The sequence below is a fragment of the Enterobacter bugandensis genome (assembly GCF_900324475.1).
GTDB classification, from domain to species: domain Bacteria; phylum Pseudomonadota; class Gammaproteobacteria; order Enterobacterales; family Enterobacteriaceae; genus Enterobacter; species Enterobacter bugandensis.
Map to the genome: position 1 here is coordinate 3,262,465 of NZ_LT992502.1, position 22,914 is coordinate 3,285,378.

Genomic DNA, 22,914 nt, shown 5'->3' on the forward strand with positions numbered 1-22,914 from the left:
CAGGCATCTCGCGCCCGGTTACAGAGGCGGGGATGTTAAAAAAACATGCGGTTTGTTACTGTGAATCAACGCACAGATTGTTACAGAAATATGACAGAATGCGCAAAAAAGCGCATGAAATCACGTTTCAGTTTCGAATTTCGCGCGTTTATGTTCGAAATCAAACAAACCACACGATCTATGTGGCTAAATGCTAAAAAACGAACATAGAGGAAAGGCAATGACAATTCACGATCCACGCTACAGCGATGTGATTATCATTGGCGGTGGCGCAACCGGCGCCGGCATCGCACGCGACTGCGCCCTCCGCGGCTTAAGCGTCACGCTTCTGGAGCGCCACGATATCGCCACCGGCGCGACGGGACGTAACCACGGCCTGCTGCACAGCGGCGCGCGGTATGCGGTCACCGACGGTGAATCCGCGCGCGAATGTATCGCTGAAAACCAGATCCTCAAGCGTATCGCCCGACACTGCATAGAGCCGACCGACGGCCTCTTTATTACCCTTCCCGAAGATGACCTCGCCTTTCAGTCAACCTTTATAACCGCCTGTACTGTAGCAGGTATTCAGGCGGAGGCCATGGATCCGGCGCTGGCCCGGCGGCTGGAGCCGTCGGTGAACCCGGCGCTGATCGGCGCGGTGAAGGTACCTGACGGCACCGTCGATCCGTTCCGCCTGACCGCCGCCAACATGCTGGACGCCCGCGAGCATGGCGCGCGCATTCTGACCGGACATGAAGTGACCGGGCTTATCCGCGAGGGTCATCGCATCTGCGGCGTGCGGGTGTTTGATACGCAGTATAACGAGCACAGCGAGCTGCACGCCGCCGTGGTGGTCAACGCGGCGGGGATCTGGGGCCAGCGCATCGCGGAATACGCCGATTTATCCATCCGCATGTTCCCGGCCAAAGGTTCGCTGCTGATCCTTGACCACCGCATCAATAACCACGTCATCAACCGCTGCCGCAAACCGTCTGACGCCGACATTCTGGTGCCGGGCGACACCATTTCGCTCATCGGTACGACGTCAACGCACGTTGACTACAGCGACATTGACGTCAACCGGGTCACCGCCGAAGAAGTGGATATTCTGCTGCGCGAAGGGGAAAAGCTGGCGCCGGTGATGGCGCAGACGCGTATTCTGCGCGCCTACGCGGGCGTGCGTCCCCTTGTCGCCAGCGATAACGATCCGAGCGGACGTAACGTCAGCCGGGGCATCGTGCTGCTCGATCACGCCGAGCGCGACGGCATGGACGGGTTTATCACCATTACCGGCGGCAAGCTGATGACCTACCGGCTGATGGCCGAGTGGGCGACCGATGCCGTCTGCCGCAAGCTCGGAAATACCGAACCGTGCGTTACCGCAGAACAGCCGCTGCCGGGATCGCGCCAGTCTACCGAAAAAACGCTGCAAAAAATCATCTCCCTGCCCGCGCCGCTGCGCGGTTCGGCCATCTACCGCCACGGCGACAGAACGCCGCAGTGGCTCGGTGAAGGACGACTGAGCCGCAGCCTGGTGTGCGAGTGCGAAGCCGTTACCGCAGGCGAAGTGCAGTACGCGGTAGAGAACCTGACGGTCAACAGCCTGTTGGATCTCCGCCGCCGCACCCGCGTCGGAATGGGGACCTGTCAGGGCGAACTGTGCGCCTGTCGTGCCGCCGGGCTGCTACAGCGTTTTCATACCACCACCGCCACCCAGTCGCTCGATCAGCTCAGCGCGTTTCTGAACGAGCGCTGGAAAGGCATTCAGCCTGTCGCCTGGGGCGATGCCCTGCGCGAAAGCGAATTTACCCGCTGGGTCTATCAGGGGCTTTGCGGCCTGGAGAAGGAGCAACACGATGAAATTTGATACCGTAATCGTCGGCGGCGGGCTGGCAGGCTTGCTCTGCGGCATCAAACTCACGAAGCAGGGGCTTCGCTGCGCCATTATCACCCGCGGCCAGAGCGCCCTGCACTTCTCGTCGGGATCGCTGGATCTGGTGGACGAAGCGTACCGCGACAGGCTGCCGCCGGAGCACCCCTATCACCTGGTTGGCGCGCAGCATATTGACCGCTTTGCGCTGGAAGCCGAAGCGCTGCTGGCGGGCTGCGGCGCGCGTCTGAAGGGAAGCGCCAGGCAAAATCACCAGCGCATCACGCCGCTCGGCACCCTGCGCTCCGCGTGGCTCAGCCCGGAGGAAGTCCCCGTGGCCCCCGTCAGCGCGGGACGAGTGCGGGTGGTGGGTATTAGCGGCTTTCTGGATTTTCAACCCCATCTCGCGGCGGCCTCGCTCTGTCGCCAGGGCATCAACGCCGACACGGCAGAAATAGAGCTGCCCGAGCTGGATGTCCTGCGCGATAACCCGAGCGAGTTTCGCGCGGTGAATATCGCCCGTTTTCTGGATAACGAGGACAAATGGCCGCTGCTGTATGACGCGCTCAGGCCGCTCGGTGAAACCTGCGAAGCCCTGTTAATGCCCGCCTGCTTTGGTTTAAACGACAACCGGCTCTGGCGCTGGCTCTCGGATCGTCTGCCCTGCACGCTCGGTTTACTGCCGACGCTTCCCCCTTCCGTACCCGGCATTCGTCTGCACACCCAGCTTCAGCGCCAGTTTGTTGCGCAGGGCGGCGTATGGATGGCGGGTGACGAGGTGAAAAAAATCACCCTGACCGACGGCGCGGTGAGCGAAATCTGGACGCGCAACCACGAGGATATTCCGCTTCGCGCCCGCTATACGGTGCTGGCGAGCGGGAGCTTCTTCAGCAACGGGCTGCTGAGCAGCCGGGAGGGCATCCGGGAAGCGATTATGGGGCTGGATGTGCGGCAAACCGCTTCCCGCGCGGACTGGTATCAGTGTGATTTCTTCACGCCGCAGCCCTGGCAGCAGTTTGGCGTAATTGTCGATAACCGGCTACATCCGCAGCTTTCCGGTATGCCCGTCGGTAATCTTTTTGCCATCGGCTCGCTGCTGGGCGGATACGATCCGATCCCCCAGGGATGCGGCGGCGGGGTTTGCGCCGTCACGGCGCTGTATGTAGCCGAGCAGATTATCCAGCGCGTGGAGGCTGAACAATGAACGATACCCGTTTCGAAAGCTGCATTAAATGCACGGTCTGTACCACCGTCTGCCCGGTCAGCGGCGTAAACCCGCGCTACCCTGGGCCAAAGCAAGCCGGGCCGGACGGCGAGCGCCTGCGCCTGAAGGACGGCAGGCTGTACGACGAGGCGCTGAAATACTGCATCAACTGCAAGCGCTGCGAGGTCGCCTGCCCGTCGGACGTGAAAATCGGCGACATCATCCAGCGCGCCCGGGCGCGCTACAGCACGCAAAAGCCGACACTGCGCGATGCGATCCTGAGCCATACCGATCTGATGGGCAGCGTCTCCACGCCGTTTGCCCCGCTGGTGAATGCCGCAACCTCACTCAAGCCGGTGCGTCAGCTGCTGGATGCCACGCTTAAAATAGACCATCACCGCAGCCTGCCAAAATATTCTCACGGCACCTTCCGTCGCTGGTATAAAACCGTCGCGGAGCAGCAGGCGCAGTACGACGATCGGGTAGCCTTTTTCCACGGCTGCTATGTGAACTACAACCACCCGCAGCTGGGAAAAGACCTGCTGAAGGTGCTGAACGCCATGGGAACCGGCGTACAGCTGCTTAGCAAAGAGAAGTGCTGCGGCGTGCCGCTGATTGCCAACGGGTTTACCGATAAAGCGCGCAGGCAGGCCAAAAGCAACGTCACCTCCCTGCGCGAAGCGATTGTCGATAAAGGCATGCCGGTGCTGGCGACGTCGTCCACCTGCACCTTCACCCTGCGCGATGAGTATCCGCACCTGCTGGACGTGGATAACGCCGGACTGCGCGAGCACATCGAGCTGGCGACGCGCTTCCTCTGGCGCAAGCTGGACAGCGGACAGACGTTGCCGCTGGGAACATTGCCGCTGAAGGTGGTCTATCACACCCCGTGTCATATGGAGAAAATGGGCTGGTCGCTCTATACGCTGGAGCTGCTGCGGTTAATTCCGGGGCTGGAGCTGACGGTGCTGGATTCGCGCTGCTGCGGCATCGCAGGCACCTACGGCTTTAAGCGTGAAAACTACGAAACCTCGCAGGCAATTGGTGCCCCGCTGTTCCGCCAGATTGAAGAGAGCGGCGCGGATATCGTGGTGACGGACTGCGAAACCTGTAAATGGCAGATTGAGATGTCCACCAGCAAGCGCTGCGAACATCCGATTACCCTGCTGGCGAAAGCGCTGGGCTGAACGTTGCCGGGGCGAAAGGCCCCGGCACAGGCATTACTCAACGAACAGCGACTCGACAACGTTAATCCAGCCGTGCTCGCTGGCGACCTCTTTGCCGTTGAGCCAGCGGCGCAGCATATTCAGCGCCATCATGGCGCACACCTCCTGACGCACCGCCAGGCTGTGGCGGGTGATGCTCATTTTTACCCGCAGCGCCCAGGTGCCTTCCGGCGTCGCCAGCGCGAAGTTGAGGTAATCCTCATCCAGCCCGCCGACAAACAGCGCCAGACCGGCAAAATGCTTCACCCTTCTTTCGGAAGCCCAGCGGGCGGTTTGCGCCAGGGTCTCCTGCTGAAACGGCACCACTTCGCTGGCGAGCAGCGGCGCGTTGACGCGCGACAATTGCAGCGCCAGCAGGCCACCGGTGAACTGCTCGCTTAAGGTCACGCTGAGCTGGCGAGTCTGCAGATGTTTTGCAATCTGCTCTGGCAACCCTTCCGTCCCTTCAAAAATCAGGCTTTCGCCCGCCACGCGCTGCACCTCAGGCCACAGGGCCAGCATCGCCTCTTTCTGCGTGGCCGGTCCTGTTAATTTGAGTTCAATGATCGGCATAGAGGAGCGATAGCCCATGGAGACGCCCGGCGGCAGCGGAAGGTGGTCAAGGCTCTGGGCCAGATCGCTTTCCGAGCGGCCAAAGGTGGTCAGGCGCAGGCACAGCGGAGGTTCAGGCAGAGTAAAACTCTGGCGAAGGCGCGGCAGGATTTGCTGCTCGACCATTACCTTAAATTCGGAGGGCACGCCCGGCGTGAAGAACATCAGGCAGCGGTTCAGCTGCATGGCAAACCCGCATGCGGTACCGACCGGGTTATCAACCAGCTCGGCGCTGGCGGGAATTTCAGCCTGTTTACGGTTGCTGGGGGCCATGACGCGGCCACGTTCGGTGAAAAAGCGCTCCATCTGCGAAAGCCACGCCTCGTGCAGCATCAGCCCTTCGCCTTTTGCGGTCGCGGCGGCCAGCGCGCTGAGATCGTCACCGGTGGGGCCGAGCCCGCCGTTCACAATCAGCACGTCGCACTGTTCACTGCGCTCGCGCAGAACAGCGACCAGTGACTCCAGATTGTCGCCCACGGTATTGCGGCGCGTTAACGGTAATCCTTGCTCAAAGAAAAGATCGGCAAGCCAGGCAGCATTGGTATCAATAATCTGTCCGTGCAGCACTTCGTCGCCGGTGGATAACATCTCCACGTTAATCATTGTGTTCTCCCGCTTATTTGGTCAAAACACTATAGCGCAAACGCGGGGTGGAGATGAGAGAAACTGGCGCGACGGAACGCCGCGCCGGAACGATTAGAAGCCTGCGCTCACGCCCACGTACGGGCCGTCAGCCAGCGCGTTATCGCGGTTGCCGTCTTTACCGGCCAGATTCAGATAACGGTAGCCCGCTTCGATGGTAATCGGACGCATGATGGTCCAGCGCGCGCCGACGTTGGCTTCTTCATAGCTGTCGATGCCGCTGGAGAGGGAATCCGGAGAGTAGTAGTACTCGCCAAACAGGCCGAAGCTGTCGCCAATTTTCCACTGCAGACCGCCGCCCACAGCCGCCGCATACCCTTCATCACCGTCATTTGGGTTGGTGTAGATACCTTTACCGCCAACGGTGGCCAGGAATGGGCCAAGAGGAATATTCAGACCGAGGCCGAGGCTTGCCGCGTCGCCGTCGTCATCGTTGTGCGTCCAGCCGCCGGTCATTGCCAGACCGGAGGTGTCAGTACCCATGCCAAAACCGAGGTGGGTATAGTCCTGACCCGCCGAACCATTAATGCTAATGGCGTTAGCCGCCGCAGATACAACCATCAGGCCGAGGCCCAGTAATGCCACTTTTTTCATTATCGCGATCCTGCATAATTATAGAGAAGTCCCCAAAACCGCGAGATTTTAACCTGAGTCTGCGGGGGATCAAGCACTCTGCGTGCGGCGGACAGGAAGATTGTAACGATTTGAAACCCCCGGCTTTTTTACGTAAGCAGCAGAAAGCGCATTTTGACGCAAAGGCCACCCAGCGTTTCGCTGCGAGTGAGCTGCAAATGGCTGCGGTGCAGCCGGGCGATATCCCCCGCCAGCGCCAGCCCGATCCCGGAACCGGCGGCGTTCCCGACGTTGTCCAGACGGTGGAAAGGCTGCATCGCCTGGTAGATCTGCTCCTCTTCAATGCCGGGGCCGCTGTCCTCAACGCTCAGCTCAACGGCGCCGCCATCCACGCGCAGGAATACGGTCACGGTCCCGCCTGCAGGCGTATATTTAATCGCGTTCTCCAGCAGGTTGGCGCACAGCTCGCCCAGCAGAACGTCATCGCCTTCGATCGTGACCGGCTGCTGTACACCGTCATATCCTAAATCGATCGCCTTGCTCCGCGCCTGCGCCAGCCGGGAAAAGCAGCAGTTCTGCACCACCTGAACCAGATCCACAGGCGTAAAATGACGATCCCCCTGCTCTTTTCCCTTCACCGCTGAAAGCTGCAGCAGCCGCTCGGTGAGCACGATAGTGTCGTCCAGGGTGACATTCATTGCCCGCAGGCTCTCCTGCCACAGGGCGGGATCCTGACGCGCGAGGGCGACGGAGACCTGGGTTTTAAGCACCGCCAGCGGCGTTTTCAGCTGGTGCGACGCATCCGCGTTAAAGCGTTCCTGACGCGAAAGCACGCCGCGCAGCCGGTCGATATAGCGGTTAAAGGCGACTATTAGCAGCCGGGTCTCGGACCAGGGCAGCAGCTCCGGCAGCGGTGCGAGCAGGCCCGGCTCGCGCCGCACCATCAGTGACGAAAGCTGGCGCATTGGGCGCAGCACGCGGCGCAGCAGCCATGCGGTCAGCACCAGCGTCAGCAGCACCAGCAGCCCCTGTGAAACCCAGGATGAAAAGAGCAGCTGGCTGGCGAGATAGCGGCGGGACTGGAGCGTCTCGGCGACGTAAATCTCCGCCATGCCAAAAACATTATCTTCATTTACGGGCTGCAGCAGGCGCGCCACCCGAATCGCCTGGCCGCGATATTCGGTGTGGTAAAACCAGGCCAGCGCCGGATAGAGCGTGGTGCGCGACGTCGCAGGCGGCATCTTCGGCAGATCGTCATAGCCGGAGATCACCCGTCCGTCGGGGTCTACCACCTTATAGTAGAGCCGGTCGTTCATGTTGAGCTCAAAGCTGTCGAGCACCACCCAGGGCACGTCGACCGCCAACCTGCTGTTGCGCACCTCCAGCCGCTCGGAGATGGTGCGGGCAGAGGATAACAGCGTGCGATCGTAGGCCTGCGTGGCCGCCTGCAGCGCGCTAACGTAGCTGTTAAAGGCCGACAATCCCCACAGCAGCAGCAGCGGTAGACCCAGGAAAAGCAACAGCTGCAGATAGAGCGACTGCGGCTTAACCCACCTCATCGCCGCACTCCAGCACGTACCCAAGCCCCCGAAGGGTGGTTATCCGCACGCCGCTGCCGGTCAGCTTCTTACGCAGCCGGTGAATATAGAGATCGATGCTTTCAGGGCTGACGTCGTCGTTCAGGCTGAACACCTGGTCGAAAAGCTGCTGTCGTGAAACCGGACGGGTCCGGCGGTGCATCAGCACTTTCAGCAGGGAGAGCTCCCGCGGCGTCAGGGAAAGCGGTTCATCGCGCAGCAGGAAAAAGCCCTCGTCGTCATACTCCAGCTCCCCAAGGCGCTGACGCTCCTGCGTTCGACCCTCGCTTCGGCGCAACAGGGCGCGCAAACGCGCGTCAAGCTCCTCCAGCTCAAACGGTTTTGGCAGATAGTCATCTGCCCCGGCGTTCAGTCCCTTCACCCGATCCGCCACGTTGCTGCGGGCGGTAAGAAACAGCACCGGCAGCGTCTGCCCTCGTTTTCTGAGGCGGTGGACCACTTCCAGACCGTCAAAACCGGGCATGCCGATGTCCAGAATAGCAACCGCGTAGTTTTCACCCTGCAGCAGATGGTCGGCGGCACGTCCGTCGGAGACGCAGTCCACGGCAAAGCCTTCCTGCACCAGCGCTTTCTCCAGCCAGTGAGCCAGCTCACGATTATCTTCTGCGAGTAAGAGACGCATGTCACATCCTGTAAAGTTGGTGTCCCGTTGAAAGGGAAATGAAAGGTTATTGTTTTAACAATCACGCAACGGAACCGCTACAAGGTGGTTCACATAATCAGAAAAAAAGACCCGTACCCCCGGCGTGAGGATAAACGATGAAAAAACAATTACTTTCTACCCTTGCTGCAAGCGTATTGCTGTTAAGTACCTCTGTCGTTCAGGCCCAGGACGCTCCGTCCCGTACCGAATGTATCGCCCCGGCCAAACCGGGCGGCGGTTTCGATCTCACCTGCAAGCTTATTCAGGTCAGCCTGCTGGAGACGAAGGCCATTGAGAAACCGATGCGCGTCACCTACATGCCAGGCGGCGTGGGCGCGGTGGCCTATAACGCGATTGTCGCGCAACGTCCGGCGGAAGCGGGAACGGTGGTGGCCTTCTCCGGCGGCTCGCTGCTGAACCTGTCGCAGGGCAAGTTTGGCCGCTACGGTGTGGACGACGTGCGCTGGCTGGCGACCGTCGGCACCGACTACGGAATGATTGCCGTGCGTGCCGATTCCCCGTGGAAATCCCTGAAAGATCTGCTGACCGCTATGGAAAAAGATCCGAACAGCGTGGTGATCGGCGCAGGGGCGTCTATCGGCAGCCAGGACTGGATGAAAGCGGCCCTTCTCGCCCAGCAGGCGAAGGTTGACCCGCACAAGATGCGCTACGTGGCCTTTGAGGGCGGCGGCGAACCGGTCACGGCGCTGATGGGCAACCACGTTCAGGCCGTTTCCGGCGATCTCAGCGAGATGGTGCCGTACCTGAGCGGGGATAAAATCCGCGTGCTGGCGGTCTTCTCGGAAAACCGTCTGCCGGGCCAGCTGGCGAACGTCCCGACCGCCAAAGAACAGGGTTATAACCTGGTCTGGCCGATCATCCGCGGCTTCTTCGTCGGGCCAAAAGTGACCGACGCCGAGTACCAGTGGTGGGTCGACGCGTTCAACAAGCTCCAGCAGACGGAAGAATTTAAGAAACAGCGCGATCTGCGCGGACTGTTTGAGTTCAACCTGACCGGTAAGCCACTGGATGAGTACGTCAAAAAACAGGTGAATGACTACCGCGAACAGGCGAAAGCCTTTGGCCTGGCGAAATAACCGGAGGCGCTATGAGCGATCGTATTTTTGCCGGGATATGGCTGCTGCTCTGCGTTGGCGGGATGTTTGTCGCCTGGCAGATCCATAGCGAATACAGCTATGAACCCGTGGGACCCCGTCCCTTCCCGATGGGCATCGTCGGCCTGATGCTGCTCTGCTCGGTGGCGCTGCTGCTTCGCCACCCGGATACCGTCGAGTGGCCGCCGCGTCGCATTCTGCAGCGTCTGCTGGTGATGGTGATTGTCCTGCTGATGTATGCCTGGGGCTTTGAGTGGCTCGGCTTCCCGGTGGCGACCGCCATTCTGACGATGGTCATCGGCATGCTGTTTAACGCCACCCTCCCCGCGGCGGGGATCTCAGGCGTGGTGATGGGGATTTTACTGTGGTACGCCTTTGACCGCCTGCTGGACGTGACGTTACCGCTCGGCGCCTGGCTTAATTAACGGAGCACGCTATGGATACCTGGATTTACCTCTCGCAGGGGTTCGCCGTGGCGATGACCCCGGAAAACCTGGTGATCGCCCTGATCGGCTGTTTCGTGGGCACGATTGTCGGCCTGCTGCCGGGCCTTGGGCCGATCAACGGCGTGGCGATTTTACTCCCGCTGGCGTTTGCCCTGCATCTGCCTGCGGAATCGGCACTGATCCTGCTGGCAACGGTCTACATCGGGTGTGAATATGGCGGACGCATTTCGTCGATCCTGCTTAACGTGCCGGGGGATGCGGCGGCGATCATGACCGCGCTGGACGGCTACCCAATGGCGCGGCAGGGACGCGGCGGCGTGGCGCTCTCCATCTCTGCGGTCAGTTCATTCTTTGGCTCACTGATTGCCATTGGCGGCATTATTCTGTTCGCTCCTGCGCTGGCCCAGTGGTCGCTGGCGTTTGGTCCGGCAGAATATTTTGCCCTGATGGTGTTCGCCATTGCCTGCCTCGGCAGCATGATGGCGCAAAATCCGCTGAAGTCGTTTTTATCCGCGCTGATTGGCTTAGGGTTAGCCACCGTCGGCGTGGATGCCAACACCGGGGTCTATCGCTTTACCTTCGACAGCGTTCACCTGTCCGATGGCGTGCAGTTCATTGTCGTCGTGATCGGCCTGTTCTCTGTCTCTGAGATCTTACTGATGCTGGAGCATACCAGCAGCGGGCAGACGCTGGTGCGCAAAACCGGCCGGATGCTCTTTAGCGCTAAAGAGGGCGCGCAGTGCATCGGCGCCACGCTGCGCTCGTCGGTGATTGGCTTCTTCGTCGGCATCCTGCCGGGCGCCGGGGCCACTATCGCCAGCGCCATCACCTACATGACCGAGAAGAAGCTCAGCGGCAATAGCGACAGCTTTGGTAAAGGCGATATTCGCGGCGTCGCCGCGCCTGAGGCGGCCAATAACGCCTCGGCCTGCGGCTCGTTTATCCCGATGCTGACCCTGGGCGTGCCGGGATCCGGCACCACGGCGGTGATGATGGGCGCGCTGACGCTCTATAACATCACGCCCGGCCCGGCGATGTTTACCGAGCAGCCTGATATTGTCTGGGGGCTGATTGCCGCGCTGCTGATCGCCAACGTGATGCTGTTGGTGATGAATATCCCGCTGATTGGGCTGTTCACCCGCATGCTGACGATTCCGCTGTGGTTCCTGGTGCCCGCCATTGCCGCCGTCTCTGCGGTGGGGGTTTACGCGGTGCACAGCACCACGTTTGACCTGGTGCTGATGGTGGTCCTCGGCGTGTTCGGCTACATCTTGCGAAAAATGCACTTCCCAATGTCTCCGCTGATTTTGGGCTTTGTGCTGGGTGAGATGCTGGAGCAGAACCTGCGCCGCGCCCTGTCCATCAGCAACGGTAATGTGTCGATACTGTGGGACAGCAGCGTCGCGAAGGTTCTGTTAGCGCTCGCGGTCATGGTGATTGTGGTGCCGCCGGTGTTGCGCCTGCTGCGTCGTCGCCAGCGCAAACCGGAGCCGGATATCGGCTAACTATACGGACAGCTGGGCATTGACCCACTGCTTTAACGCCTGGCGGGAGATCTTAATCCCGCCATTTTTTAGCTCAGCCGGCAGCACCAGCCAGTGAACGGGCTGCTCAAAGCGCGCCAGCCTGCCCTGTACCCAGGTCGGGAAACGGGTGATATCCGTTCCCGGCTCGCACTCCACCACCGCCACCGGACGCTGTCCAAACTCGGCGTCATCCAGCGGGACGATAAACACCTGGTTAATCTGCGGATGCGCGGCGATAACGCGCTCCAGCGATTCCGGCTGGATCCCCTCTCCACCGCTGAAAAAGAGATTGTCCATGCGGCCTAAAATCGTCAGACGGTCGCCATGCCATTCCCCGCGATCGCGAGTGGCAAACCAGCCCTGCGCGTTGGTCAGCGGTATCAGGGCGCCGTCCCGCCAGTAGCCGGAAGCCATGCTCTGCGCTTTGATCCAGACTTCACCGTTAACGACCTGCACCTCTCTGCCCGGCAGCGCACGGCCCACGTCCGGATCGCCGTCAGCCTCTTTTGCGCAGACGGTAGAGGCAAACTCGGTGAGGCCGTAGCCGCAGTACGTCCGAACGCCCTGTTCCCGGGCCTTTTGCGTCAGCGTCACGGGAATGGCCGCCCCGCCGAGCAGCACCGCTTTCAGTGCGATGTGGCTTTCGCTATTCAGGAGACGCCAGAGCTGGGTCGGCACCAGCGAGGCGTGGGTGCAGCCGCGCAGCGCCTGCTCCAGCGGCTGCTTCTCGCGCACGGTTAAGCGCGCACCGGCATGCAGCCAGCGCCATAAAATCCCCTGGCCGGAAACGTGAAACAGCGGCAGCGAAAGCAGCCAGTCGTCATTATCCCCGTAGGGCATCAGCGACAGCACGCCGCGGGCGCTGGCAAGATGGGCGGCGCAGGTATGCACCGCCGCCTTCGGCAGCCCGGTGGAGCCGGAGGTGAGCGTCATGGTGGCCAGCCGCGACGGCTGCCACGCAGCGCAGTACGCATCTGCTGGCTCGCACATGCTCAGGCCATGAAGGCCGTCGTAGCTGCCGTCCAGCACCAGCGCAAAGCGCAGCGTCATCTGCGGGATCAGCACGTCGAGCAGCGGGCGCGGCAGCTGCGGATTAACGGGAAGAATACGTGCCCCGCACTGAAGCAGCGCCAGCCACGCCAGCAGCGTTTGCGGGTGGTTATAGGCCAGCAGCAGTACGCCGTCGCCCTCCGCCACGCCCTGCTGGTGAAACCCTGCCGCAAGGCGGTCGACGCGCACGCACAACTGCTGCCAGGTGAGCGCTTCATCATTCAGCCGCAGGGCCGGTTTATCGGCAAAAAGCGCGCGCCAGTGACGCCAGGGCCAGTCGGTAAAACTCATAGCAACGGCTCCAGCGCCTCTGCGTCGAGGCACGGCAGCGTGCTGGCAGGCCACTCGCGGAGAAGCTGAGCCTGCATCAGGTTCAGCGTGTCGAGGCCGGGAACCGTGTCCGGCGTTAACCAGGCGGCAATGCGCGCCAGCTGGGTCAGCCCCAGGCTGGACTCTATCGACGAGCTGATCACCGCCGTCAGCCCCAGCGCGTGCGCCGCCGAGACCTGCTCGCGCACCTTCGCCAGGCTGCCGGTTAGCGTCGGCTTAATCACCACCGCGCTGACGCCGGGCTCGGCGACAAATTCAAAATCGTCCTCGCGCAGGCTTTCATCCCAGGCGATGGCGATCCCCGTTTCGCGGGCAAAGGCGCGCGAGTCATCGCGGGTTTTGCACGGTTCTTCGAGGAAGGCAATGCGGCTGCGGTACGCCGGGTTGACGTACCTGGCGAACTGCTGCGCCTTAAGCGGCGTCCACGCGCGGTTGGCATCCAGACGCAGGTGCAGATCGGGGATTGCTTCCAGCAGCAGATTGGCGACCATGCCGTCACGCACCGCTTCGTAGAGACCGACTTTGATTTTCGCCACTTTCTCGCCCGGCATGGCGGCGAGCAGCGCGAACAGCTCGTCCGGGTCGCCCGTGCAGAGCGGTGCCGCGCGATAGTTAGCCTCTTCCGGCAGGCTACCGTCCAGCTCCGCCAGCGCGCAGCTGATGCCAAAGGCGGCGGAACGCGCGTCCGGTAATGCCGGGTTTGCGCCCTCACGCCACGCCTTTCCCCACGTCAGCAATGCAGACTGCGCCTCATCCAGCGACTCCAGGCTAAAGCCCGGCAGAGGCGAAATCTCGCCCCAGCCTTCCCGCTCGCCCTGCTGCAAATGCACGAAGAAGCCGTCACGGGTTTTTAACCGCCGTTCACGCAGCACCACGCCCGCGTCCATCGGTATCTGCCAGCGGTAAACCTGCGCGCGACGCATTACGGGTTCCGTTTGTATTTGCTGAAGTCCGGCTGGCGTTTTTCGTTAAACGCGTTGCGTCCTTCCTGACCCTCTTCGGTCATGTAGAACAGCATGGTGGCGTTACCCGCCAGCTCCTGCAGACCCGCCTGACCGTCACAGTCCGCGTTCAGGGCCGCCTTCAGGCAGCGCAGCGCCATCGGGCTGTTTTGCAGCATCTCGCGGCACCAGCGCACGGTCTCTTTTTCGAGATCGGCAAGCGGCACCACGGTATTCACCAGGCCCATATCCAGCGCTTCCTGTGCGTTGTACTGGCGGCACAGGAACCAGATTTCGCGGGCTTTTTTCTGCCCGACGATGCGCGCCATATAAGAGGCACCCCAGCCGCCGTCGAAGGAGCCCACTTTCGGGCCGGTCTGGCCGAAGATGGCGTTTTCAGCAGCGATGGTCAGGTCGCACATCATGTGCAGCACGTGGCCGCCGCCGATGGAGTAGCCCGCCACCATCGCCACCACCGGTTTCGGGCAGGTGCGGATCTGGCGCTGGAAATCGAGGACGTTCAGGTGGTGCGTGCCCGTATCGTCCTGGTATCCGCCGTAGTCGCCGCGCACCTTCTGATCGCCACCGGAGCAGAAGGCCTTCTCGCCTTCACCGGTCAGCACGATCACGCCGATACTGTCGTCGTAGCGCGCATCCGCCAGGGCCTGAATCATCTCTTTGACGGTCAGCGGACGGAAGGCGTTACGCACCTGCGGACGGTTGATAGTGATTTTGGCAATGCCGTCGGCGGATTTGTGGTAACGAATGTCGGTGTAGCCTTCGGAGCAGTCCTGCCATTCAACCGGCGCATAAAGCATGTGTTCATCAGGATAGATCATAGAGTGTCCTTTATTCGAAGACGCAGTATCTGAGCCAGACTCGCGGCAACCGCGTCGGGGTTTTCCCGGTGGGCGTTGTGTCCGGCGTTTGGAATCGCATGGCGAACGGCGTCCAGTTCAGCGGCCAGGGCCGCGAACTTCTGGTCACGTTCACCGTAGATATAGTCAAAAGGGAAATTGCATACGCTAATCGCGGCACGCAAATCGGGCTGCACGGCCAGCGACGTTGCTTCGAGCATCTTCGCCAGCGTCGCGCCGTTGTTCTGGCTGCGCAGGGCAATAAGCGCCTTGCGCTGGTGGTCAGTGAGGGAAGCAAATACCGGCTGTTGATACCAGTCGGTAAAGACCTTTTCCAGCGGTTCGGTGCGAAAACGCGTCGCCCAGCGGCGGTCGGATGTCCACCGCGCGTGACGCTCATCCTCATCCTGCAGGCCCGGATGTCCACCTTCAACGATCACCCCCAGCAGCCCCTTTGGCTGCTGGCAGGCATGAAACATCGCAATGCGGCCGCCGAGGGAGTACCCCACCAGCCAAAAGTTCAGTATGTTGTAACTAAGCAGGGTTCGGGTAAGCAACGTGCTCATCTCGTCGAACCCCGTCACGGCAATATCCCCGGACGCACCGTGGCCCGGCAGGTCAAGATAGAGCCGGGAATACTCGCCGAGTGGCTTCCAGACAGTCTGCCACTCGCGGCAGTCGCCGGAAAAACCGTGCAAAAAGACCAGCCAGGGATAGCCCGGTTTTCCGGCCTGCTGCACACCCGAGAGGATCACAGCTGGCTCACCTGCGCCAGCAGGCTTTGCAGGGTCTGCGCGCCGTCGGCCTCGTTCACCACCAGCTCAATCAGCGTCGCGCCCGGCTGCTTCCAGGCGGTGCTTAACGCCGCTTCCAGCTGTTCCCAGCTTTCCGGGCGATGGTATTTCAGGCTGAACATCGCCGCAGCGTGTTCAAACTGCACGTTCTGCGGCATCAGGTAGAAGCGCTCGCGCTCGCTCTGGGGCGTTGGCAACAGGGAGAAAATCTGCCCGCCGTTGTTGTTGACCACAATCAGCACAAACGGCGCGGATGCCTGACGCAGTAGCGCCAACGCGTTGAGATCGTAGAGCGCGGAGAGATCGCCCACGATCGCCAGCGTCGATTTCGCGCTGGCGCGCTGCACCCCCGCCGCCGTCGAGATCAGCCCGTCGATGCCGCTGGCACCGCGGTTGCTGTACACCGGGTAGCCCGCCGGCAGCTGCGAAAAGGCATCGATCAGCCGCACGACCAGGCTGTTGCCGACAAACAGCTGCCCCTGTTCCGGCAGGTATTGGCGAATACGGTGCGCCAGCCCGGCCTCGCTGAATGTCTCACAGCACGCTTTGGTGATTTCCCACGCCTGACGCGACAGCTCAGGGATCGCCACCGCCCAGGGCTGACGTTTTTCCGCCGGGTGCAGTTCCAGCCAGCTATCAATTTTGCTCACCAGACGACGGCCGCGATGGTGCGCCGGGTCGAGCCGCCCTTCCAGCGCGTCCACCACCCAGTATTCTTCCGGCGTGCAGGTCGCCTGCCACTGCAGCAGACGTTTTCCGGTCAGGCTTGCGCCGATCTGGACCACAATCTGCGCCTGCGAAAGCTCAGTAACCGCTTTCGCGTTACCCAGCCAGAGATCGGCGCACGGCAGCGGCTGGCCGGTCTGGGAAAGCACGTCGCCAATCAGCGGCCAGCCGAGGGTTTGCGCCCATTCGGCGACCAGCCTGCCTTCGGCGGCGCTCATGCGCCCTGCGATGACCACACCTCGCTTCTGCCGCCAGAAGAACCAGTCGCGCTGTTTCGCGCTCTCAAGATGCGTCTGCTCGCGCAGCCACGGCTTTTCGCTCTGCCACCATTCGCCGAGCGACCGCTGCCAGTCAAGGCCGGTATCGTCCAGCTCGCCGTACAGCGGCTCGGCAAACGGGCAGTTGATATGCAGCGCCCCGCTGCGCAATGTCGCCATGGCGTGATCGACGGTGGAGACCAGCCAGCTTGCAGGAATATCCTGGGTGGGACGCGGTAACGAAACCGTCTGCGAAGGGTGCGTAGAAAAAAGTCCGGGCTGGCGAATAGCCTGATTGGCGCCGCAGTCGATTAGCTCAGGCGGACGGTCGGCCGTCAGCAGGATCAGTTTTTCACCTGTTAACCCGGCTTCAATCAGGGCCGGATAGAGGTTCGCCACGGCGGTACCGGAAGTGACAATCACCGCCACGGGTTCTTTGCTGACCTTCGCCAGCCCGAGCGCGAGATGTCCCAGACCTCGCTCGTCAAAGTGGGTGTGGTGAACAAACGCCCGGTTTTCAGCCGCCGCCAGCGTCAGCGGCGTTGAGCGAGAACCCGGTGCAATACACACGTGCCTGACGCCATGGCGCGTCAGGGCTTCAAGGATCACCGCCGCCCAGCGTCGGTTAAAAGAACTTACTGACATGAGATTGTCCGGTATCAAGAATGCGACACAGTATAAATAATAGAAAAAATTGGAATTTTGATATGAATCGGGATTGCGCGAATCAGTATTAATCCCTTAGGAGCAGAGAGCGCAATCCGGCGGCTTTATTTTCGATCTCCCGCCATTCCTGCTCCGGGTCAGAGCCGCTGACAATGCCCGCTCCGGCGTAAAGCCGCAGAGCGTCTTCCTGTACGCGCGCCGAGCGCAGCGCCACGCAGAATTCGCTTTGTTCGGGGGATAAATACCCGGCCGAACCGGCGTACCACTCGCGGTTAAAGGGTTCAACGTGCTGAATAAACTCGCGCGCTGGCTGTCGCGGAAGCCCGGCAACCGCCGCCGTCGGCTGTAGCACGTGCAGGCACAGCTCATCGTCGGCCTGCTTGAGCTCGGTCCAGATACAGCGGCGTAAGTGCTGCACTTTGCGCAGGCGGACGACCTGAGCCGGCAACACCTCCAGCGTCTGCGTATGGTGTTGAAGACGCTGGCAGATATCTTCCACCACCAGCATATTTTCGCGCTGGTTTTTATCGTCATTCAGCAGCCACTCGCCCAGACGCTGCGCCTGTTTATCGTCAGTATGGCTGGCGACGGTACCCGCCAGCGCTTCAGTGCGCAGCAGCTTGCCGCGCCGCCGCCAGAGACGCTCGGGCGTGGAGCCGAGAAACGCGTTGCTGGCGTCGAATATCATGCAGAAATGATAGCAGTTTAAATTCAGGGCGCGGCTGGCGGCCATCAGCGCGACGGGGTTAACGCGCTGTTTACACTGCAGGTCGGTGGCTCGGGCGAGAACGACCTTTTCGAAATCACCGCGTGCAATCGTCTCTGTCGCTTTGCCGATAAGGCTAAGCCATTGCGGTTTTTCCGGGTGATGGGTTTCGCGCTCAACCTGCACGGAGAGCGGACGGATCGGTCTGGCGGGAAGCAGTTGCTGTAAGAACGCCCGCGCGGTGTCGGCATCGTCCTCAAGCGAGCTGTCGCTCCACAACTGCAGACGCAACGTGGCGTTGCCAGCGGTACGTCGCCACAGCAGACGCGGTAAAAAGAGGCTACCCTGCTCCGGGTTAAACGCGTTCAGGCCGCAGATTCGGGTATCTTCAGGGGCGTGTTGCGCACTTAAAAACTGCGAGGCTAACGCCAGAGAGGAGAATTGGACGACCGCTCCCAGCGCGGCCAGCTCTTCATCGCCGTTACGCTGTTGCCAGTAAAACTGGGGATAGCACTGCTGCTCGCCCAGCCAGGCGAGGGGATCGAAGGCATCGTTTAACGGGAAAGAGACGTCGAAATGACGCAGGCCGGATGCGGCAGGTAACGCTTGCGAAAGATGGCTACGCAATTGTTCCAGCGCGAGGAAAATCGAATTCACGCGAACCTCTCCCTGTTAAAACCTCATATTATACGGGGTACCATAAGAAATATCAGTACCCACGTATAGGGAGTGGTTAAACGGCTTAACGACGGGCCAGCAGCAGCCCCAGCACCAGCCCTACGGCTGCGCCCACCCCAATGCCCTGCCACGGTTTTTCATGGACGTAATCATCGGCACGATAAACCGCTTTTTTGGCGCGGTAGTAGTATGTATCAGACGCATGGCTGACGCGGTTTTTAACGTCGTGGAGCGCCTGCTCGGCACGGGCTTTCAGCTCGATATATTTCTGATCGGCAGGGTCGCCCGAGGAACGTAACACCTCTTCCAGCGTTTCGCTCAGTAAGGTCAGGTCGTCGTCGATACGGGTATCCCAGGATTGAAATGACATATTTTTCTCCATGTTAGTACACCAGTCCGCTAACTATAGACAACGACGCGCCATTACGCCTGTTTCGCTTCCCGCGCCATGCCGATGTGCGGAATACCGTCTTCGTCGTAGATGTCGGTGACCGGCATAAAACCGAAATGACCGTAGAAGGATTGCAGGTGCGCCTGCGCGCCCAGGTATAACGCCTTGTCCGGCCACTGTTTCTGGCATGACTCCAGCGTTTTTTCCATCAGCTGATAGCCCAGTTTCTCACCCCGCGCGTGACCGCTGATAATGACCCGGCCTATCACCACGGGCTCGACATCGTCCTCGCTTTTCAGAATCCTCGCATACGCCACCAGCTCGTTATCCTTCCAGCCGAGGATATGGCGGTTTTCGCCAACGAGGTCATCGCCGTCGATGTCCTGATACGGGCACGTCTGTTCAACCACAAACACTTCGCAGCGCAGTTTAAGCAGCGCGTAGAGCGAATGAACGGTGAGCTCACTATGATGTAAATCTTGCCACTGGATCATCTCTTTCTCCCTCCTGGGGTTCATCACGTTATACTAAACCCCTCCCCGTTCGGCAAAGGGCTGATTGCGTTATGGAACTGATTTTTCTGGGTACGTCCGCTGGCGTGCCAACCCGCTCACGAAACGTGACGGCAATTCTGCTGGATCTTAAGCACCCCACCCGCGGCGGGCTGTGGCTGTTTGACTGCGGTGAAGGGACGCAGCATCAGCTGCTGCACACCGCGTATCACCCCGGCAAGCTGGATAAAATTTTTATTACTCACCTGCACGGCGACCATCTGTTTGGCCTGCCGGGCCTGCTGTGCAGCCGCTCCATGGCCGGCAACGCCAATCCGCTGACGATTTACGGGCCTGCGGGTGTGCGTGAATTTGTTGAAACCGCGCTGCGCCTGAGCGGGTCGTGGACTGACTATCCGCTGGAGATCGTTGAGATTAGCGAAGGCCTGGTTTTCGATGACGGTGATTATAAGGTGAGCGCGCAGCCGCTGAATCATCCCGTTGAGTGCTATGGCTATCGCATTGAAGCGCATGACAAACCCGGTGCGCTGGACGCCGCCGCGCTGATGGCCGCGGGCGTAAAACCCGGACCGCTGTTCCAGCGCCTGAAGCACGGCGAGACCGTCACGCTGGAGGATGGTCGCGTCATCAACGGTCAGGATTATCTCGCCGCGCCCGAGCCAGGCAAGAAGCTGGCTATCTTTGGCGACACGGCCCCGTGCGCTGCCGCCCTTCAGCTTGCCTGGGACGTTGACGTGATGGTGCACGAAGCCACGCTGGAAACGGCGATGGAAGAGAAAGCCAACGGCCGCGGCCATAGCTCAACGCGTCAGGCGGCGCAGCTTGCCCGCGACGCGGGCGTCGGGAGGCTGATCGTCACTCACGTCAGTTCCCGCTACGACGCGCGGGGGTGTGCAAGCCTGCTGGCAGAGTGCCTGGCGGTGTTCCCGGCGTGCGAGCTGGCCGAAGATTTCGCTAAGGTCAGCGTTTAGCCCTTCATTTTTCTCTCAGAATGCCGATAACGATTAAAAGGTCAGCATTTCTCTCGAGGGTAGAATGGATAATTTCCAGAAAGATATTGATGACAGGGCGAATCTCACCCTGTCGAACCGTTTTGAACTGTTGCTGTTCCGTCTTGGCACCTCTCTGAACGAAAATAAATCCGAGCTGTTTGGCATTAACGTCTTTAAGCTGCGTGAAATTGTGCCGATGCCGGAATTCACAAAACCCGCCGGGATGAAATCACCGCTGATGGGGATGGTGAATATTCGCGATCAGGTGATCCCGGTGATCGATCTGGCCGCCGTGGCGGGCTGTAAGCCTACCACCGGGCTGAACATCCTGCTTATCACCGAATATGCCCGCAGCGTGCAGGCCTTTGCCGTGGAGTCGGTTGAAAACATCATGCGTCTGGACTGGAAGCAGGTGCACGCGGCGGAGACCGCCGTCAGCGGCCGCTATATCACCAGCATTGCCTGCCTGGATGAGAAAACGGATACCAACGATCTGGCGATGGTGCTGGACGTTGAGCAGATCCTGTATGACATCACCCCGGCCAACCACGATCTGCACGCCACCAATCTGAAAACCACCAAGTTCAACATCAAGCCGGGCGCAGTCGCGATTGTGGCGGAAGATTCCAAAGTGGCGCGTTCGATGCTGGAGAAAGGTCTGCAGGCGATGGAGATCCCAGCGCAGCTGCACATCACCGGCAAAGACGCGTGGGAAAAAATTGGCGTGCTGGCCGCACAGGCACAGGCTGAGGGCGTGCCGATCACCGATAAGATCGCTCTGGTGCTGACCGACCTCGAAATGCCGGAGATGGACGGTTTTACGCTGACGCGCAAAATCAAAACCGACCCGGCTCTGAAGGATATTCCGGTAGTGATCCACTCCTCCCTTTCCGGCAACGCCAACGAAGATCATATTCGCAAGGTGAAGGCGGACGGGTACGTGGCGAAGTTTGAGCTGAACGAGCTCTCGTCGGTGATTGAGGAAGTGCTGGATCGTTCGATGAAGAAGATTGGCGGGCCGCTTATAAGCAGGAAGCAGCTGGCTTAGGTCCTGTGCGGGCTGGTGCCCTCACCCCATCCCTCTCCCACAGGGAGAGGGCGCAAACCATAAAAAACCCGCCGAGGCGGGTTTTTTGTTTTTACATTAATGGCATCGCTCGCTGCACGATATCAATCAGCGGCTGCGGATAGATACCGAAGATCAGCACCAGCAGCGCGGAGATAAGCACTACGATACCACCGGCGCTGTACTGCCAGTTGCCTGGAGCATCACGGTTGAGCTGCTGAGGCGCGCTCAGGTACAGGCTCACGGCCACACGCAGGTAGTAGTACAGACCAATCGCGGAGCCGATAACGACACCGGCAGTCAGCCACCACAGGTGCGCCTGCACACCGACGGCCAGCACGTAGAACTTACCGATAAAGCCCAGCGTCATCGGGATACCCGCCAGAGAGAGCATCATCACGGTCATTACCGCGGACAGAATTGGACGGTGCCAGAACAGACCACGGTAGGAGAACAGTGAATCGGCATCCGGACCACGGTACGGGCTGGACATCAGGCTCACCACACCGAAGGCGCCGAGGCTGCTGAACAGGTAACCGGCCAGATACACGCCTACGGCTTCCATCGACATCTCACCGCTCTGCAGCGCAATCAGCGCCACCAGCAGGTAGCCCAGATGAGAGATAGACGAGTAGCCCAGCAGACGCTTGATGTTGGTCTGGCTCAGCGCCATCAGGTTACCGAAGATGATGGAGACGAACGCGATGATGCCCAGCACCACGCGAACGGCTTCACTATCACCCACCGGCGCGTACAGGAACAGACGCATGACCACACCGAAGATAGCGATCTTGCTCGCCGTCGCCAGGAAGGTCGACACCGGAGCAGGCGCCCCCTGGTATACGTCTGGCGTCCACAGGTGGAACGGAACCAGAGAGAGCTTGAAGCCGAGGCCAACGATCATCATGCCCAGACCCGCCAGCAGCAGCGGCTCATGCAGCATGCCGTCGCCGAGGCTCTTGCCGAGCGCCATGAAGGAGAGGTTACCGGACTGTGCGTACAGCAGCGCAATACCAAACAGCAGGAAGGACGACGCGGCAGCAGACAGAATGGTGTACTTGATGCTCGCTTCCAGAGAGCGCTTCTGACGGAAGGCGTAACCAATCAGGCCGAACAGCGGCAGAGAGATCAGCTCAATACCGAGGAACAGCGCGGCAAGATGGTTGGCATTCGCCAGCAGAATACCGCCCAGCGCGGCAATCAGAACCAGCAGGTAAAACTCTTCTTTGTTGTCGTTGTAGCCTTCAAGCCACGGGTAAGCAAAGGTACAGGTTGCCAGGCTCGCCAGCAGCACCAGCCCGGTGTAGAGCATGGCGTAACCGTCAACGCGCATCAGCGGCGTGACGTCCATCGCCCCGCCCTGGCCAACAAACCAGAGTGAGACTAACGCGGCATTCAGGCCGATGACCGACAGCGTGGCATTCAGGAAGTGATTGCGTCGCCACGCAATGGAGAGCATCACAACCACCACCGTCAATCCGACGATCAGCAGCGGTAGCAGCGCGATCAGTTGTTGTGGAGTTATTGTCATG

The 22,914-nt window shown here is 60.6% G+C and carries 21 protein-coding genes; 8 read left to right on the top strand and 13 right to left on the bottom strand.

Features of this window, described 5'->3' with window-relative positions:
- The first annotated feature begins 220 nt into the window (after positions 1-220).
- Genes glpA through glpC form a run of 3 tightly spaced genes read left to right on the top strand, consistent with a single transcriptional unit; the run spans position 221 to position 4,243 of the window.
- Entirely contained in the window at positions 221-1,849 is a 1,629-nt protein-coding gene (gene glpA / locus DG357_RS15750; RefSeq protein WP_088204779.1) for an anaerobic glycerol-3-phosphate dehydrogenase subunit A, read from the top strand.
- Positions 1,839-3,056, top strand: a complete 1,218-nt coding sequence (glpB, locus tag DG357_RS15755; protein ID WP_088204778.1) for a glycerol-3-phosphate dehydrogenase subunit GlpB — start codon at positions 1,839-1,841, stop codon at positions 3,054-3,056. The genes glpA and glpB overlap by 11 nt, the downstream gene beginning before the upstream one ends.
- Positions 3,053-4,243 carry an anaerobic glycerol-3-phosphate dehydrogenase subunit GlpC gene (gene glpC / locus DG357_RS15760; protein WP_047363036.1) on the top strand — a complete coding sequence of 397 codons (1,191 nt, stop codon included), beginning with the start codon at positions 3,053-3,055 and terminating at the stop codon, positions 4,241-4,243. Before glpB ends, glpC begins: the two co-directional genes overlap by 4 nt.
- Before the next feature lie 33 nt (positions 4,244-4,276).
- On the opposite strand, the gene DG357_RS15765 is transcribed toward glpC, so the two are convergent.
- From DG357_RS15765 to tctD, 4 genes are all read right to left on the bottom strand, one after another.
- The gene (locus DG357_RS15765; RefSeq protein WP_088204777.1) at positions 4,277-5,476 is read right to left on the bottom strand and encodes a nicotinamide mononucleotide deamidase-related protein YfaY; all 1,200 of its coding nucleotides are present in this window, start codon (positions 5,474-5,476) and stop codon (positions 4,277-4,279) included.
- Between the two features lie 93 nt (positions 5,477-5,569).
- Complete coding sequence (locus DG357_RS15770) at positions 5,570-6,109, bottom strand: YfaZ family outer membrane protein (protein ID WP_088204776.1); 540 nt, start codon at positions 6,107-6,109, stop codon at positions 5,570-5,572.
- 128 nt (positions 6,110-6,237) lie between these two features.
- On the bottom strand, positions 6,238-7,647 hold the full coding sequence (locus DG357_RS15775) for a sensor histidine kinase (RefSeq protein WP_088204775.1): 1,410 nt from the start codon (positions 7,645-7,647) through the stop codon (positions 6,238-6,240).
- Complete coding sequence (tctD, locus tag DG357_RS15780; protein ID WP_028013915.1) at positions 7,634-8,308, bottom strand: transcriptional regulator TctD; 675 nt, start codon at positions 8,306-8,308, stop codon at positions 7,634-7,636. Before tctD ends, DG357_RS15775 begins: the two co-directional genes overlap by 14 nt.
- 137 nt (positions 8,309-8,445) lie before the next feature.
- Here tctD and DG357_RS15785 point away from each other — a divergent pair, with 137 nt between their 5' ends.
- Genes DG357_RS15785 through DG357_RS15795 form a run of 3 tightly spaced genes read left to right on the top strand, consistent with a single transcriptional unit; the run spans position 8,446 to position 11,395 of the window.
- Entirely contained in the window at positions 8,446-9,426 is a 981-nt protein-coding gene (locus tag DG357_RS15785; RefSeq protein WP_047363034.1) for a Bug family tripartite tricarboxylate transporter substrate binding protein, read from the top strand.
- Between the two features lie 11 nt (positions 9,427-9,437).
- Positions 9,438-9,869: a tripartite tricarboxylate transporter TctB family protein gene (locus DG357_RS15790; protein ID WP_014884622.1), complete on the top strand. Its 432-nt coding sequence runs from the start codon at positions 9,438-9,440 to the stop codon at positions 9,867-9,869.
- A gap of 11 nt (positions 9,870-9,880) precedes the next feature.
- The gene (locus DG357_RS15795) at positions 9,881-11,395 is read left to right on the top strand and encodes a tripartite tricarboxylate transporter permease (RefSeq protein ID WP_041908947.1); all 1,515 of its coding nucleotides are present in this window, start codon (positions 9,881-9,883) and stop codon (positions 11,393-11,395) included.
- Here DG357_RS15795 and menE read toward each other — a convergent pair whose 3' ends face one another.
- The 8 genes from menE to DG357_RS15835 all read right to left on the bottom strand — a co-directional run bounded on the left by menE (position 11,396) and on the right by DG357_RS15835 (position 19,306).
- A complete protein-coding gene (menE, locus tag DG357_RS15800) occupies positions 11,396-12,757 on the bottom strand; it encodes an o-succinylbenzoate--CoA ligase (RefSeq protein WP_088204774.1) in 1,362 nt (453 codons plus the stop codon). It abuts the gene before it with no gap.
- Positions 12,754-13,719 (bottom strand): o-succinylbenzoate synthase, encoded by a 966-nt coding sequence (gene menC, locus DG357_RS15805; RefSeq protein ID WP_088204773.1) that lies wholly within the window; start codon positions 13,717-13,719, stop codon positions 12,754-12,756. Before menC ends, menE begins: the two co-directional genes overlap by 4 nt.
- Complete coding sequence (gene menB / locus DG357_RS15810; RefSeq protein ID WP_088204772.1) at positions 13,719-14,576, bottom strand: 1,4-dihydroxy-2-naphthoyl-CoA synthase; 858 nt, start codon at positions 14,574-14,576, stop codon at positions 13,719-13,721. Before menB ends, menC begins: the two co-directional genes overlap by 1 nt.
- Positions 14,573-15,349 carry a 2-succinyl-6-hydroxy-2,4-cyclohexadiene-1-carboxylate synthase gene (menH, locus tag DG357_RS15815; RefSeq protein WP_088204771.1) on the bottom strand — a complete coding sequence of 259 codons (777 nt, stop codon included), beginning with the start codon at positions 15,347-15,349 and terminating at the stop codon, positions 14,573-14,575. Before menH ends, menB begins: the two co-directional genes overlap by 4 nt.
- Positions 15,346-17,016 (bottom strand): 2-succinyl-5-enolpyruvyl-6-hydroxy-3-cyclohexene-1-carboxylic-acid synthase, encoded by a 1,671-nt coding sequence (gene menD / locus DG357_RS15820; RefSeq protein ID WP_048960708.1) that lies wholly within the window; start codon positions 17,014-17,016, stop codon positions 15,346-15,348. Before menD ends, menH begins: the two co-directional genes overlap by 4 nt.
- Positions 17,017-17,104: 88 nt before the next feature.
- Entirely contained in the window at positions 17,105-18,400 is a 1,296-nt protein-coding gene (menF, locus tag DG357_RS15825; RefSeq protein WP_088204770.1) for an isochorismate synthase MenF, read from the bottom strand.
- 85 nt (positions 18,401-18,485) lie between these two features.
- Positions 18,486-18,791 (bottom strand): stress response protein ElaB, encoded by a 306-nt coding sequence (gene elaB, locus DG357_RS15830; protein ID WP_028013924.1) that lies wholly within the window; start codon positions 18,789-18,791, stop codon positions 18,486-18,488.
- A gap of 53 nt (positions 18,792-18,844) precedes the next feature.
- The gene (locus DG357_RS15835; protein WP_069733486.1) at positions 18,845-19,306 is read right to left on the bottom strand and encodes a GNAT family N-acetyltransferase; all 462 of its coding nucleotides are present in this window, start codon (positions 19,304-19,306) and stop codon (positions 18,845-18,847) included.
- A 71-nt stretch (positions 19,307-19,377) separates the two neighbouring features.
- Here DG357_RS15835 and rbn point away from each other — a divergent pair, with 71 nt between their 5' ends.
- Complete coding sequence (rbn, locus tag DG357_RS15840) at positions 19,378-20,295, top strand: ribonuclease BN (RefSeq protein WP_088204769.1); 918 nt, start codon at positions 19,378-19,380, stop codon at positions 20,293-20,295.
- A gap of 64 nt (positions 20,296-20,359) precedes the next feature.
- Positions 20,360-21,364 carry a chemotaxis protein gene (locus tag DG357_RS15845; protein WP_088204768.1) on the top strand — a complete coding sequence of 335 codons (1,005 nt, stop codon included), beginning with the start codon at positions 20,360-20,362 and terminating at the stop codon, positions 21,362-21,364.
- Between the two features lie 91 nt (positions 21,365-21,455).
- On the opposite strand, the gene nuoN is transcribed toward DG357_RS15845, so the two are convergent.
- Positions 21,456-22,913: an NADH-quinone oxidoreductase subunit NuoN gene (nuoN, locus tag DG357_RS15850; protein ID WP_028013929.1), complete on the bottom strand. Its 1,458-nt coding sequence runs from the start codon at positions 22,911-22,913 to the stop codon at positions 21,456-21,458.
- Position 22,914 lies beyond the last annotated feature (1 nt).

Coding starts and splice junctions, on each gene's coding strand:
- DG357_RS15785 (WP_047363034.1), top strand. CDS start 8,446: ATGAAAAAACAATTACTTTCTACCCTTGCTGCAAGCGTATTGCTGTTA.
- menB (WP_088204772.1), bottom strand. CDS start 14,576: ATGATCTATCCTGATGAACACATGCTTTATGCGCCGGTTGAATGGCAG.
- DG357_RS15770 (WP_088204776.1), bottom strand. CDS start 6,109: ATGAAAAAAGTGGCATTACTGGGCCTCGGCCTGATGGTTGTATCTGCG.
- DG357_RS15835 (WP_069733486.1), bottom strand. CDS start 19,306: ATGATCCAGTGGCAAGATTTACATCATAGTGAGCTCACCGTTCATTCG.
- elaB (WP_028013924.1), bottom strand. CDS start 18,791: ATGTCATTTCAATCCTGGGATACCCGTATCGACGACGACCTGACCTTA.
- glpA (WP_088204779.1), top strand. CDS start 221: ATGACAATTCACGATCCACGCTACAGCGATGTGATTATCATTGGCGGT.
- menD (WP_048960708.1), bottom strand. CDS start 17,016: ATGTCAGTAAGTTCTTTTAACCGACGCTGGGCGGCGGTGATCCTTGAA.
- DG357_RS15775 (WP_088204775.1), bottom strand. CDS start 7,647: ATGAGGTGGGTTAAGCCGCAGTCGCTCTATCTGCAGCTGTTGCTTTTC.
- glpB (WP_088204778.1), top strand. CDS start 1,839: ATGAAATTTGATACCGTAATCGTCGGCGGCGGGCTGGCAGGCTTGCTC.
- tctD (WP_028013915.1), bottom strand. CDS start 8,308: ATGCGTCTCTTACTCGCAGAAGATAATCGTGAGCTGGCTCACTGGCTG.
- menC (WP_088204773.1), bottom strand. CDS start 13,719: ATGCGTCGCGCGCAGGTTTACCGCTGGCAGATACCGATGGACGCGGGC.
- nuoN (WP_028013929.1), bottom strand. CDS start 22,913: ATGACAATAACTCCACAACAACTGATCGCGCTGCTACCGCTGCTGATC.
- glpC (WP_047363036.1), top strand. CDS start 3,053: ATGAACGATACCCGTTTCGAAAGCTGCATTAAATGCACGGTCTGTACC.
- menE (WP_088204774.1), bottom strand. CDS start 12,757: ATGAGTTTTACCGACTGGCCCTGGCGTCACTGGCGCGCGCTTTTTGCC.
- DG357_RS15765 (WP_088204777.1), bottom strand. CDS start 5,476: ATGATTAACGTGGAGATGTTATCCACCGGCGACGAAGTGCTGCACGGA.
- DG357_RS15795 (WP_041908947.1), top strand. CDS start 9,881: ATGGATACCTGGATTTACCTCTCGCAGGGGTTCGCCGTGGCGATGACC.
- DG357_RS15845 (WP_088204768.1), top strand. CDS start 20,360: ATGGATAATTTCCAGAAAGATATTGATGACAGGGCGAATCTCACCCTG.
- rbn (WP_088204769.1), top strand. CDS start 19,378: ATGGAACTGATTTTTCTGGGTACGTCCGCTGGCGTGCCAACCCGCTCA.
- DG357_RS15790 (WP_014884622.1), top strand. CDS start 9,438: ATGAGCGATCGTATTTTTGCCGGGATATGGCTGCTGCTCTGCGTTGGC.